The following is a 12,462-nucleotide window of genomic DNA, read 5'->3' on the forward strand; positions in this document are numbered from 1 at the left end:
TGGGTCGGTGGGGTGGGCTTGCGTCGAGCGTCCCGGTACCCCGCCCTGCGCCGAGCGCCCCTCTCCGTGCCCCGCGCCGAGCGTTCCCCGCGCCCCGCGTCTCGCCCCTGTCCTGCGCGGAGCGTCCCGCCCCCGCGCCCCGCCCCTGTCCCGCGCCGAGCGTCCCGCTCCGCTACCTCGCCTTGCGCCGAGTGCCCGCCCTTCGCGCCGCGCGTTCCCCCTGCCGCGCGCCCAGCGCCCCGCCCACCCCGCGTATCCCGTCCCCCGCCCCGCTACCCCGCCGTCACCCCGGCCAATTCCGCCGCCTCCCGCGCACACCCCCACGCCACGGTGATCCCCGCCCCGCCATGGCCGTAGTTGTGCACCAACACCCGCCCGCCCCGCAGTACTTGACGCTCCAGCCGTACCGACGGCCGTGACGGCCGCAGCCCCACCCGGTGTTCCAGCACGCGTGCCTCGGCGATCTCCGGGCGGATCGCCGCGCAGCGGGCGACGATCGCCTCGGCCACCTTGGGATCGGGCGTCATCGACCAGGCGTCCTCCTCGGCCGTACCGCCCAGGATCAGTCCGCCCGGCTGCGGGAAGAAGTACGTGAGCGTGTCCGCCGAGTGGTCCACCGACGTCAGCCAGGTCGTGATCCCCGGGTTCTCCACGACGACCAACTGGCCGCGCACCGGCCGCAGTGAGCGATCGGGCACGAGGTCCAGCGAGTCCAGTCCGGTGCAGTTGACCACGACGGGCGCCGGTACCTCCGTGAGATCCGTCACCGACCGCTCCTCGACGGTCCCGCCCAGCTCCAGGAACCGCCCCCGCAGCCACGGCAGATGGGCCGGCATGTCGATCAGCGGCAGCCGTGCCCACAGCCCGCCGCCCGCATACTCCTCGGCCCGCGCCGCCCGCAGCCCCGGCACCCGGGCCGCCCACGGCTCCAGCTCGTCCAGCCGCGTCTCACCCTGTACGCCCTCGACCATGCGTACGCCGGTCTCCTCGGGGCGCGTCGCCAACTCCTCGTACACGGCGAGCGATTGGAGCGCCCACTCACCGACGAGCGCGGCCGGCTCGATCCGGTACGGCCACCACAGCGCGCCCGCGACCGCCGAGGTCGTCAGCTCGACGGGCTCGCGCGTCCACACCCGCACCCGGGCACCGCGCTCCGCCAGCACGACGGCCGTCGTCAACCCGATGACACCGCCGCCGACCACGATCACATCGCCACTCACACCGTTGTCCATGCGCGGACGGTAGCGGACTGCCCCATACCGTGCGCACCGCGCGGCGCCCTGGGGATACTCACGGCATGTCCGCCGAACACCCGATGTGCGCCGCGTACGCGGCCTTCGGCCCGGCACCGGAGATCCGTGCCGGTGACGTCCTCGCGGACGGCGGCCACCAGGTCCACCGTGACTTCGTCGACTTGATCGTCGACGGCCGCCCGCTGCCGTTCCGGCTCACCGACCCGGACGCCGTCTCCCCGCTCGCCTCCGACGTCCCGCCCGCGATCTTCACCACCCAGGTCCGCGGCCTCCTCCTGGAGACGGACGCACCGCTGGAGGGCGGACGCCACATCATCTACGGCAGCCCCGAGTGCGAGGACCTGGCCTGCGGTGCCGTCACCGCGGTCGTCCGGCGGGACGGCGCCGACTACATCTGGCGCGACTTCGCCCGGCAGACCGACGAACACGCCGACCTGGAGCGCAACGGCTACCACGGCCTGGGGCCCTTCCGCTTCGCCGGCGCCGAGTACCGCGCGGCTACGGCGCCGTGTTCTTCGGCCGGGCCGTCGCCCCGGAGGAACGGGCCGCCGTACAGGCCGCGTTCGGCCGCGCCGGGGTCGACGTGGCGCCCGTCGACGGCCTCGCGCCCGTCGTCCCGCTCCTCGTCGCCCAGATCGAACACGCCCTGGACCGTCGCCCGGCCGAACAGCACCGCCTCACCCACCTGACCGCGGCCGACGGCGAGGCGCCCGTCGAGGTCGAACCCGGCCCCCACCGCATCCCCCTGGACGCGAAGACGGTGAGGGGCGAGTCCTTCGTGGTGGCCCGCACCACGGAGAGCGTGCTGGTGGAGCCGATGGCCCGCTGAAAACCGCGGCGCGAGCGGGCAAAGGGACCGATTAGGATCGACGCTCTGATGACTGCCACTCTCGTCGCCAAGAATCTCGCCGCCGGACACGGCGACCGCGCCCTCTTCGCCGGGCTCGACCTCGTCGTCGCCCCCGGCGATGTGATCGGCCTTGTCGGTGCCAACGGCGCGGGCAAGTCCACCCTGCTCAGGATGCTCGCCGGCCTGCTCGCGCCGGAGGAGGGCGAGCTGCGCCTCTCCCCGCCGACAGCGACCGTAGGCCATCTCCCGCAGGAGCCGGAGCGGCGGCCGGGCGAGAGCGTGCGGGAGTTCCTGGCCCGCCGCACGGGAGTCGCCGAGGCCCAGCGCACGATGGACGAGGCCACCCAGGCACTGGTGGACGGCGCACCCGGCGCCGACGACGCCTACTCGGCGAGCCTGGAGCGCTGGCTCGACCTCGGCGGCGCGGACCTCGACGAACGGGCCGAGGAGATCGCCGACTCGCTGGGCCTGGCGATCGACCTGGACCAGCCGATGACGTCCCTGTCCGGCGGCCAGGCGGCGCGGGCGGGTCTGGCTTCCCTCCTGCTCTCCCGCTACGACGTCTTCCTGCTCGACGAGCCCACCAACGACCTGGACCTCGACGGCCTGGAGCGCCTCGAACGCTTCGTCTCCGGCCTGCGCGCCGGCACGGTCGTCGTGTCGCACGACCGCGAGTTCCTCACCCGCACGGTCACCAAGGTCCTCGAACTCGACCTGGCCCAGAACCAGATCAACCTCTACGGCGGCGGCTACGAGGCCTACCTGGAGGAGCGGGACGTGGCCCGACGGCACGCCCGCGACGACTTCGAGGAGTACGCCGACAAGCGCTCCTCGCTCCAGGACCGGGCGCAGATGCAGCGCGGCTGGATGGACAAGGGCGTCAAGAACGCCCGGCGCAAGGCGAACAACGACAACGACAAGATCGGCCGCAAGTTCCGCAGCGAGGCGAGCGAGAAGCAGGCGGCGAAGGCCCGGCAGACCCAGCGCATGATCGAACGCCTCGACGTCGTCGAGGAGCCCCGCAAGGAGTGGGAGCTGCGCATGGAGATCGCGTCCGCGCCCCGCTCCGGCTCGGTCGTCGCGACCCTGCGGGACGCGGAGGTACGACGTGGTGACTTCAGCTTCGGCCCGGTGTCCCTCCAGATCGACTGGGCGGACCGGGTCGCGGTGACCGGCGCGAACGGGGCGGGCAAGTCGACGCTGCTCGGTGCCCTCCTCGGCCGCATCCCGCTGGACTCGGGGCAGGCTTCGCTGGGCTCGGGTGTGCTGGTGGGCGAGGTCGATCAGGCGCGGCAGTTGTTCCACGGTACGGAGTCGTTGCTCGACGCGTTCTGTGCGGCGGTCCCGGACACCGAGCCTGCCGAAGTCCGTACGCTGCTGGCCAAGTTCGGGCTCAAGGCGAACCATGTGATGCGGCCGGCCGGGACGTTGTCACCGGGTGAGCGAACCCGTTCTGCTCTGGCGCTGCTCCAAGGTCGCGGGGTGAACCTCCTGGTTCTGGACGAGCCTACGAACCACCTTGACCTGCCTGCCATCGAGCAGTTGGAGTCGGCGCTGGATGCGTATGAGGGCACGTTGTTGCTGGTCACTCATGATCGCCGGATGCTGGACGCGGTTCAGGTAACTCGGCGGTTGGAGGTGGCGGACGGGAAGGTGACGGAGCAGCGGTGAGGTCCTGTGGGTTCGTTCACTGCGGGTCCGTTGTGGCTGGTCGCGCCCCGCGGCGGAGCCGCAAATAGACTCAGCCCCGCGCCCCTGAAGGGGCGCTGTCCGTACCGGAGTTGAGGCGATCGGCTTCCTTTGCGGCGCCCTCCACCCTGTCCCGGTGCTCCGCCCACCAACTCGCGTCGCCCGGCGCCATGTTGTCGCCCCCGGCCCGCTGGCCCACCGTCCCGTCGACGAGTTCCCGTACGACATCGGCGTGGCCGACGTGTCGGGACGTCTCGTAGATCATGTGGGCGAGCGTGCGGTGCAGGGTGAGTTCGGTGCCGTGCTCGCCGGGCATGCGGCCGATCGAGTCCAGGGGCAGCGCCTCGATCGTCGTGTCGGAGTGCGCGCAGATCCGTCGGTAGTCCCCGACGATCTGCTCACGCGTCTCGTCGGGCGTCGCCCACAGATCCGCGTTCGGCTCGGCGTCTCCCGCGATCCACAACTCCGGTCCGTCGACCGGCCGTCCGAACACCGTCCCGAAGTAGAACGCCTCGGCCCCGGCCAGATGCTTGACCAGCCCCAGCAGATTGGTGCCGGTCGGCGTCATCGGCCGCCGGATGTCGTACTCCGACAGCCCTTCGAGCTTCCAGAGGAGCGTGTCACGGCTGTCCTGAAGGATGACGCGGAGGTCCGCTTTGAAGTCCGTTGAGATCATCCCGCCAGTCTGTAGCAGGGCGCTGCGCGCCCTGTAGGGGCGCGGGGAACTGCGCGACCAGCCCCCACCGGCCCGCAGCTCCCCACAAACCTGACCACCGCAGCCGTCAGCGCTTGCCCTTCTTGCCCGGGTCCAGCAACCCCGCTTTGCGCAGAGCATCAGCCATCGCACTGTTGGCCGGCGGAGCCGCCTGCCTCGACCCGCCCCCTTGGCCCCCGCCGCCTTGACCGCCCTGCCGCTGCTGCTGGCGTTGCTGCGGCGGACGCCCACCACGCTGCTGACGCTCACCACCCCCACCCTGCTGTCGCCGGTCCCCGCCGGAGGCCCCCGCCTGCGCCGAGTCCTCCAGCCGCAGCGTCAACGAGATCCGCTTGCGCGGGATGTCCACGTCGAGGACCTTCACCTTGACGATGTCACCCGGCTTCACCACGTCCCGCGGGTCCTTGACGAACGTCTTCGAGAGGGCGGAGACGTGGGCGAGCCCGTCCTGGTGGACACCGACGTCGATGAACGCCCCGAACGCGGCGACGTTCGTGACGACACCCTCCAGGACCATCCCGGGCGCCAGGTCGGAGATCTTCTCGACGCCGTCCTTGAACGTGGCCGTCTTGAACGCGGGTCGCGGGTCGCGCCCCGGCTTCTCCAGCTCCTTCAGGATGTCGGTCACGGTCGGCAGACCGAACGTCTCGTCCACGAACTCGGTCGGCTTCAGCGAGCGCAGCACCGCCGTGTTGCCGATCAGCGAGGCGACCTCGCTGCCCGCCGTCTTCACCATCCGCCGTACCACCGGATACGCCTCGGGGTGCACGCTGGACGAGTCGAGCGGGTCGTCGCCGTCCCGGATGCGCAGGAAGCCCGCGCACTGCTCGTACGCCTTGGGGCCGAGCCGCGCCACGTTCTTCAGTTGGGTACGTGACTTGAACGGGCCGTTGGTGTCGCGGTGGGACACGATGTTCTCCGCGAGGCCGGAGGTGATGCCGGAGACGCGCGAAAGCAGCGGCGCGGAGGCCGTGTTGACGTCCACGCCGACGCCGTTCACACAGTCCTCGACCACCGCGTCCAGCGAACGCGACAGCTTCACCTCGGACAGGTCGTGCTGGTACTGGCCGACACCGATCGACTTGGGGTCGATCTTCACCAACTCCGCGAGCGGGTCCTGGAGTCGGCGCGCGATGGAGACGGCGCCGCGCAGCGACACATCCATGTCGGGCAGCTCGGCGGAGGCGAACGCGGACGCCGAGTACACGGACGCGCCGGCCTCGGACACCATCACCTTGGTGAGGTTCAACTCCGGGTGCTTGGTGATGAGTTCACCGGCGAGCTTGTCGGTCTCGCGGGACGCCGTGCCGTTGCCGATCGCGATCAGTTCGACCGAGTGCTGGGCGGACAGCCGGGCCAGCTTGGCGAGGGCGTCGTCCCACTTGTTGGCCGGGACGTGCGGGTAGATCACGTCCGTGGCCACGACCTTGCCGGTCGCGTCGACGACGGCGACCTTCACACCCGTACGGAAACCGGGGTCCAGGCCGAGCGTCGAGCGGGTGCCGGCCGGGGCGGCGAGCAGCAGGTCCCGCAGGTTCGAGGCGAAGACGTTGACCGCCTCGTCCTCGGCGGCCGTCCGCAGCCGCAGCCGCAGGTCGATGCCGAGGTGCACGAGAATGCGGGTGCGCCACGCCCAACGGACCGTGTCCTGAAGCCACTTGTCGCCGGGGCGGCCCCGGTCGAAGACCTGGAAGCGGTGGGCGACCATCCCCTCGTAGGAAGAGGGCCCCTCGGTGTCCTCCTCGGGCTCCAGGACGAGATCGAGGACGTCCTCCTTCTCGCCGCGCAGCATCGCGAGGATGCGGTGCGAGGGCAGCGCGGTGAACGGCTCCGAGAAGTCGAAGTAGTCGGCGAACTTGGCGCCCGCCTCCTCCTTGCCGTCCCGCACCTTCGCCGCGAGGCGCCCACGCCCCCACATCCGCTCGCGCAGCTCGCCGATCAGGTCGGCGTCCTCCGAGAACCGCTCCGTGAGGATCGCCCGCGCGCCGTCCAGGGCCGCCTGCGGATCGGCGACACCCTTGTCGGCGTCGACGAACGCGGTGGCCGCGGCCAGCGGTTCCACGGACGGGTCGCCCAACAGCCCCTCCGCGAGCGGCTCCAGACCCGCCTCCCGCGCGATCTGGGCTTTCGTCCGCCGCTTGGGCTTGTAGGGCAGGTAGATGTCCTCAAGGCGCGCCTTGGTCTCGGCGGCCCGGATCTGCGCCTCCAGCTCCTCGGTGAGCTTGCCCTGCTCGCGCACCGATTCGAGGATCGCCGTCCGCCGCTCCTCCAGCTCCCGCAGATAGCGCAGCCGCTCCTCGAGCGTGCGCAACTGCGCGTCGTCGAGCATCTCGGTCGCTTCCTTGCGGTAGCGGGCGATGAAGGGCACCGTCGAACCGCCGTCGAGCAGCTCGACGGCAGCCTTCACCTGCCGCTCCCGTACGCCGAGCTCCTCGGCGATCCTGCCTTCGATGGACCCTACGAGGGGTGTCGTCACGCCCGTACCGCCTTCTCCACTGAGGTTGCGCGGCAATTGTGGCAGGTGACACCGACAACCGGGGATCAGGGCGCTGTCCTGCGGGTCCGATGCCTAGCGCTTGCCGAGCAGATCCCGTGGAAACGCCCCGGCGGCGAGCGCGCGCCGCGCGAATCCGGTCGCGAGTTCGGTCAGACGTACGACCCCCTCGGTGCCCAGGTGTGCGTACGGCGCCCGGTCCAACCGGTCCGTCTCCGCCTCGACGCGGGCGCGCAGGGCGGTGCCCGCCTCCGTCAACTCGCCGTCCCCGTCGAGCAGCCCGCGCTCGCGCAGTCGTCCCGAGGCGGCGTCCCACTCCTCCTGGTTCCACCCGCGTGTGCCGAACACCCACTTCGGGGTCATGCCCTTGCCGGTCGCGGTGTGGGTGACCACGGCCTCCAGGCCGTCGAGTTCGGCGGACAGCAGGGCGGCGAGGTGACCGTCGCCGCGGTGCTCGCGCAGCAGCGTGGCGGCGTGGAAGTACGCCAGATGCGGCTCTTCGGGCACCGGCAGATCCGCGTGGGCGGCGTACAGGGGGCGGGCGGCACGCGTGCACGCCTCGGCGGCGCGCAGGGCCAGCCGTGCCGCCTCCGCCATCTCCCGCGACTCCACCACCTCGTCGTTCAGCAGCCGGCGCAGGGTCGCGTCGACGGCACGCGCGCGTGCGTGCAGGACCTGCTCCGGGGAGACGGTCTCCCAGACGGCGGGCACATGCCGGGCCACGAGGTCGTACTTGTAGTTGTAGAAGGTAGCCGTCACCGTGCCCGGCCCCACCGGCCCCATCGCCGCCGCCCGTACGGCGAAGTTGACGGCCTGGGAGTCCTTGACGCCGAGAGCCGCCAGTTCCCTCCCCAGGTCGGGCGAGAAGTAGAGCGTGGCGTGCAGGGAGTTGAGCGCGTTGTGGCAGCGGCGTCCGGCACGGGGATCGACGGCGGCAGTAGTCATGCCCCGCACGTTACCGACTGGTCGGTACGACGCGATAGGGGATGCGCGGCACGGCGGGAACGGTGCGCTACCCGTCCTCACGTGGTCCAGGTGAAGCGCGGCTCGCGGCGCTCCAGGAACGCGGCGACGCCCTCCGCGGTGTCGCCGCTGCCCCGCGCCTGCTCCGCCCAATGACCGTCCCTGTCCGTACGGCCGTCGGCGAACTCCTTCGCCGCGGCCTGCGTCAACTGCGAACGGGAGACCAGCACCCGGGTGAACTCCGCGACCCGCTTGGCGAGTTCGCCCTCGGGCAGCAGCTCGTCGACGAAACCGGTGCGCAGCGCCCGCTCCGCGTCGATGAACTCACCCGAGAACAACAGGTGCTTGGCGGCACCCGGACCCACCAGTGACACCAACCGCCTTGTGGAGGACGCCGGATACACGATCCCCAGCTTCGCCGGAGTCACCCCGAACAGCGCTCCCTGCTCCGCGAACCGCAGATCGCAGGCCGCCGCCAACTGCGCCCCGCCGCCCACGCAATGACCCCGGACCGCCGCCAGCGTCGGCTTCGGGAACGCCGCGAGAGCCTCCTCCGCGAGCACCGCGAGCCCCTGCGCCTCACCGGCCGACTCCCGCAGCGTCGAGATGTCGGCCCCGGCGCAGAACGTCCCGCCCTCGCCGGTCAGCACGAGCGCCCGTACGGCCGGGTCGGCGGACAACGAGTCGAGCAGCGGCGGCAGCGACCGCCACATCTCCGTGGTCATCGCGTTGCGCTTGCCGGGATGGTGGACGACGACGGTGGCGACCGAGTCGGTGACGTCGTGCAGCAGGCGGGGCTCCATGCGCCGGATGCTACGTACAACCCGAAGAGTTCGCGAAGTCGGCACGATCGGAACACGAGCGGTCGGGAAGGCGGTCGTGCCGTACCCGAACGGTCGAGATACACCCGAAAACTGCTGACTTCTGTTCAGTAGCGCGGGGCGGAGCGGGTCGTTGCCAACACTCGTCGGGTGGTGACAATCGAGCGCAAGGGTGGCGACCGGACGATGGAGAACGATGGGGGTGGGTCAGGCCCACGCCCAGAAGGCGGCAGGGACGACCCCCCGGCCCCCGCCCCGCCGGATCCGCTGCCGTACGAGGGAGTCTGGCGGTTCACCGCCTCCGCCGTCGACGCCTCCGTCCCGCAGGCGCGGCACGCCGTACGGGACCTGCTCCTCCGGCAGGGTGTGCCCCTCTCGGACGACCTGTTGCAGGGGCTGTTGCTGATCGTCTCCGAACTGGTCACGAACGTGGTCCGGCACGCGGTGCTGCTGTCGCCGACCCTCGCCGTGGAGGTCGCCGTCGGTGCCGAGTGGGTGCGGGTGTCCGTCGAGGACAACCACCCCTACCGCCCGACCGCTCTGGTGGCCGACCACGACGAGACCGGCGGCCGGGGACTGCTCCTGGTGCGCGAGGTGACCCGGGAGGCGGGCGGCGTCTGCGACGTCGAGCACACGGCGAGCGGCGGCAAGGTGATCTGGGCCGCTCTGCCGCTCAGGCCGGCGCAGGTGCCGTAGCGGAGGAGATCACCAGCCCGCGGACGGGCCCGTCAGCTCCCTGACCGCCGGACGGGCCGCGTCCAGCACCGTCATGAACCAGGACGAGAAGGTGTCCTTGGCGTGCCGCTCCGTGAGCTCGGCGGGGGTCACGAACGCGGTCGTGCCCACCTCCTCCGGGTCCGGCCGCAGCGGGGACTGCACCATGCCGACGAAGAGGTGGTTGTACTCCTGCTCCACCAGGCCCGAGTCCGGGTCCGGGTGGTTGTAGCGCACCGTGCCCGCCTCGGCGAGCAGCGACGGGGACACCCCCAGCTCCTCGTACGTCCGCCGGGCCGCCGCCGCGAAGGGCGCCTCGCCGGGGTAGGGGTGACCGCAGCAGGTGTTGGACCACACGCCGGGGGAGTGGTACTTGCCGAGCGCCCGCTGCTGGAGCAGCAGCCGGCCCTGTTCGTCGAAGAGGAAGACGGAGAAGGCGCGGTGCAGTTGCCCCGGGGGCTGATGGGCGGAGAGCTTCTCGGCGGTGCCGATCGTCACGCCGTTCTCGTCGACCAGTTCGAGCAAGATCGCGTCAGCGGTGCCGTTCGACGAGTTGTGCGTCGCGGTGGCAGGTGTGGTCGGCATACCCATCCTTCACATCGGTCTTCAGAGCCAAGTCTGCCGTACGAATCCGGCACTCCCGGCAGTTCATCGTGCCCGGCGCGGCGACGGGGGAACCGTCCGGGGGTGGGGTCGCGAGAGTGTGGACACGGGTGTGCGCCGGACGGTTGCGTTCCGTCCGGCGCGGTCGTTTTCCCTCGGATCCGGTCGGCTTCCGTCAGCCGTCAGTGGCAGAGCTTGGCCTCGTGCTCCGCGTGCCCGCGGGGCTCCAGTTGGAAGGTGCAGTGCTCCACGTCGAAGTGGTCGCCGAGGCAGCCCTGGAGTTCGTGGAGCATCTTCTCGTTGCCGATGGCGTTCAGCACGTCCGAGCGGACGACCACGTGCGCGGAGAGCACCGGCATGCCCGAGGTGATCGTCCAGGCATGCAGATCGTGGACGTCCTCGACCCCGTCCAGGGCCAGGATGTGGGTGCGTACGTCCTGCATGTCGACGTCCTTGGGGGCCGATTCCAGCAGCACGTCGAGGGTCTCGCGCAGCAGCTTCAGCGTGCGCGGCACGATCATCAGGCCGATGGCGAGCGAGGCGATCGGGTCGGCCGCCTGCCAGCCCGTGGTCAGGATCACCACGGCCGAGATGATCACCGCGAGGGAGCCCAGCGCGTCCGCGGCGACCTCCAGGAACGCGCCCCGCACGTTCAGGCTCTCCTTCTGGCCGCGCACCAGCAGCGTGAGGGAGATCATGTTCGCGACCAGGCCGATCAGGCCGAACACGATGGTCAGCCCGCCCTCGGTGTCGGCGGGTGTGACGAACCGCTGGACCGCCTCGTACAGGACGTAGCTGCCGACGCCGAGCAGCAGCAGACAGTTGGCGAGCGCGGCGAGGATCTCCGCGCGGGCGTAGCCGAAGGTGCGGTTGCCGACGGCCGGCCGGTTCGCGAAGTGGATCGCGAGCAGCGCCATGCCGAGGCCCAGCGCGTCCGTCGCCATGTGGGCCGCGTCCGCGATGAGCGCGAGGGAGTCCGCGAGCAGTCCGCCGACGACCTCGACCACCATCACGGTGATCGTGATCCCCAGCGCGACCCGCAGCCTGCCCCGGTACGCCGCCGCAGCCGTACCGGTGACGGGCGCGTCGTGGGAATGCCCGTGATCGTGCCCTGCCCCCATGGGAAGCCGCCCTCCTGATTACTGCCCGGAACCACAGTGAACTACGGGTGGGGGGTATCGGGCAACGCGGCACTGAACACCGTTGTCATGTGCCCTGACCTGCGCAAACAAATCGCAGGTCAGGGCAGCCTAACTTCACATGGTGTGGTGGAGTCGCCATCCTTGCCACGCCGAGTCGACCATCTCCCGCACCCCGCGCCGAGCCGTCCATCCCAGTTCCGCGGCGGCCCGCTCGGCGGAGGCGACCGCGCGCGGCGCGTCCCCCGGACGCCGGCCCTCGACGACGGCCGGCCGCCGGTCACCGGTGACCTCACCGACGGCCGTGACCAGCTCGCGGACCGAAACCCCTTGCCCGCGGCCGATGTTGACCGTCAGGTCCCCCTTCACGCCGCCGTCGGACAGCCGCCGGGCCGCCGCCAGATGTGCCTCCGCGAGATCGGCGACATGGATGTAGTCGCGGACGCAGGTGCCGTCCGGGGTCGGATAGTCGTCGCCGAAGATCCGCGGGGCCTCGTCGCGGGTGAGCCGGTCGAAGACCATGGGGACGATGTTGAAGACACCCGTGTCGGCCAGCTCGGGTGCGGCGGCGCCCGCCACGTTGAAGTAGCGCAGGCACACCGTCGCGATGCCGTGCGCCGCGCCCGCCGCCCGGACCAGCCACTCGCCGGTGAGCTTGGTCTCGCCGTACGGGTTCACGGGCGCGCACGGGGTGTCCTCCGTGATCAGGTCGACGCCCGGGTCGCCGTAGACCGCCGCCGAGGACGAGAACACGAACCGCTCGACGCCGGCGTCCGCGACCGCGTCCAGGAGGGTCGCCAGGCCGCCCACGTTCTCCCGGTAGTAGTACGTCGGCCGCGCCACGGACTCGGCGACCTGCTTGCGCGCCGCGAGATGCACGACCCCCGTCACCCCGTGCTCGGCGAACACCCGCTTCAGCAGGCCGCCGTCCAGGGAGGAGCCGCGGACGAGCGGGACCGTCGCCGGGAGGCGCGCGGGGTTCCCCGCCGAGAGGTCGTCCAGGGCGACGACCCGCTCCCCGGCGTCCGCCATCGCCCGTGCCACATGCGCCCCGATGTATCCGGCTCCGCCGGTGATCAGCCATGTCATGGGCATTCACCCTATGCCGATACGGAGAGACCCTCCGCAATGTCCCGCGATGCCCGGTCTGACCGGTGCGGTTTGTCGGCCGGGCCCCGAATCCCTGATGATGATCTCGGCGGAGGCGCCTGCAGACCCTGT

At 71.3% G+C, this 12,462-nt stretch carries 10 protein-coding genes and 1 pseudogene; 3 read left to right on the forward strand and 8 right to left on the reverse strand.

Annotated features, from left to right (window positions below):
* Positions 1-272: 272 nt before the first annotated feature.
* Entirely contained in the window at positions 273-1,232 is a 960-nt protein-coding gene (locus tag OG223_RS44225) for an FAD-dependent oxidoreductase (protein WP_329261853.1), read from the reverse strand.
* An 83-nt stretch (positions 1,233-1,315) separates the two neighbouring features.
* Here OG223_RS44225 and OG223_RS44230 point away from each other — a divergent pair.
* A pseudogene (locus tag OG223_RS44230) lies at positions 1,316-2,082 on the forward strand (oxidoreductase).
* Between the two features lie 48 nt (positions 2,083-2,130).
* Positions 2,131-3,774 carry an ABC-F family ATP-binding cassette domain-containing protein gene (locus tag OG223_RS44235; protein WP_329261856.1) on the forward strand — a complete coding sequence of 548 codons (1,644 nt, stop codon included), beginning with the start codon at positions 2,131-2,133 and terminating at the stop codon, positions 3,772-3,774.
* Between the two features lie 70 nt (positions 3,775-3,844).
* Here the strand turns inward: OG223_RS44235 and OG223_RS44240 are convergent, their stop codons facing one another.
* The 4 genes from OG223_RS44240 to OG223_RS44255 form a co-directional block, all read right to left on the reverse strand.
* Entirely contained in the window at positions 3,845-4,468 is a 624-nt protein-coding gene (locus tag OG223_RS44240) for a DinB family protein (protein ID WP_329261858.1), read from the reverse strand.
* Between the two features lie 106 nt (positions 4,469-4,574).
* A complete protein-coding gene (locus OG223_RS44245; RefSeq protein ID WP_329261861.1) occupies positions 4,575-6,983 on the reverse strand; it encodes a Tex family protein in 2,409 nt (802 codons plus the stop codon).
* Between the two features lie 93 nt (positions 6,984-7,076).
* A complete protein-coding gene (locus OG223_RS44250) occupies positions 7,077-7,946 on the reverse strand; it encodes an SCO6745 family protein (RefSeq protein WP_329261863.1) in 870 nt (289 codons plus the stop codon).
* Between the two features lie 77 nt (positions 7,947-8,023).
* Positions 8,024-8,767, reverse strand: a complete 744-nt coding sequence (locus OG223_RS44255; RefSeq protein WP_329261866.1) for an enoyl-CoA hydratase/isomerase family protein — start codon at positions 8,765-8,767, stop codon at positions 8,024-8,026.
* Positions 8,768-8,971: 204 nt separating this feature from the next.
* Here OG223_RS44255 and OG223_RS44260 point away from each other — a divergent pair, with 204 nt between their 5' ends.
* Positions 8,972-9,481: an ATP-binding protein gene (locus OG223_RS44260; protein WP_329265800.1), complete on the forward strand. Its 510-nt coding sequence runs from the start codon at positions 8,972-8,974 to the stop codon at positions 9,479-9,481.
* Positions 9,482-9,490: 9 nt separating this feature from the next.
* Here OG223_RS44260 and idi read toward each other — a convergent pair whose 3' ends face one another.
* From idi to galE, 3 genes are all read right to left on the reverse strand, one after another.
* Positions 9,491-10,084 (reverse strand): isopentenyl-diphosphate Delta-isomerase, encoded by a 594-nt coding sequence (idi, locus tag OG223_RS44265; RefSeq protein WP_329261869.1) that lies wholly within the window; start codon positions 10,082-10,084, stop codon positions 9,491-9,493.
* A 200-nt stretch (positions 10,085-10,284) separates the two neighbouring features.
* Positions 10,285-11,223, reverse strand: coding sequence for a cation diffusion facilitator family transporter (locus tag OG223_RS44270; RefSeq protein ID WP_329261872.1), 939 nt, complete (start codon positions 11,221-11,223; stop codon positions 10,285-10,287).
* A gap of 135 nt (positions 11,224-11,358) precedes the next feature.
* On the reverse strand, positions 11,359-12,330 hold the full coding sequence (gene galE / locus OG223_RS44275) for a UDP-glucose 4-epimerase GalE (protein ID WP_329261875.1): 972 nt from the start codon (positions 12,328-12,330) through the stop codon (positions 11,359-11,361).
* Positions 12,331-12,462 lie beyond the last annotated feature (132 nt).

It is taken from the genome of Streptomyces sp. NBC_01478 (genome assembly GCF_036227225.1).
Classification (GTDB): domain Bacteria; phylum Actinomycetota; class Actinomycetes; order Streptomycetales; family Streptomycetaceae; genus Streptomyces.

Excerpts from the sequence above, each read along its gene's own strand:
- OG223_RS44225 (WP_329261853.1), bottom strand. The coding sequence starts at position 1,232 with ATGGACAACGGTGTGAGTGGCGATGTGATCGTGGTCGGCGGCGGTGTC.
- OG223_RS44235 (WP_329261856.1), top strand. The coding sequence starts at position 2,131 with ATGACTGCCACTCTCGTCGCCAAGAATCTCGCCGCCGGACACGGCGAC.
- OG223_RS44240 (WP_329261858.1), bottom strand. The coding sequence starts at position 4,468 with ATGATCTCAACGGACTTCAAAGCGGACCTCCGCGTCATCCTTCAGGAC.
- OG223_RS44250 (WP_329261863.1), bottom strand. The coding sequence starts at position 7,946 with ATGACTACTGCCGCCGTCGATCCCCGTGCCGGACGCCGCTGCCACAAC.
- OG223_RS44255 (WP_329261866.1), bottom strand. The coding sequence starts at position 8,767 with ATGGAGCCCCGCCTGCTGCACGACGTCACCGACTCGGTCGCCACCGTC.
- OG223_RS44260 (WP_329265800.1), top strand. The coding sequence starts at position 8,972 with ATGGAGAACGATGGGGGTGGGTCAGGCCCACGCCCAGAAGGCGGCAGG.
- idi (WP_329261869.1), bottom strand. The coding sequence starts at position 10,084 with ATGCCGACCACACCTGCCACCGCGACGCACAACTCGTCGAACGGCACC.
- OG223_RS44270 (WP_329261872.1), bottom strand. The coding sequence starts at position 11,223 with ATGGGGGCAGGGCACGATCACGGGCATTCCCACGACGCGCCCGTCACC.
- galE (WP_329261875.1), bottom strand. The coding sequence starts at position 12,330 with ATGACATGGCTGATCACCGGCGGAGCCGGATACATCGGGGCGCATGTG.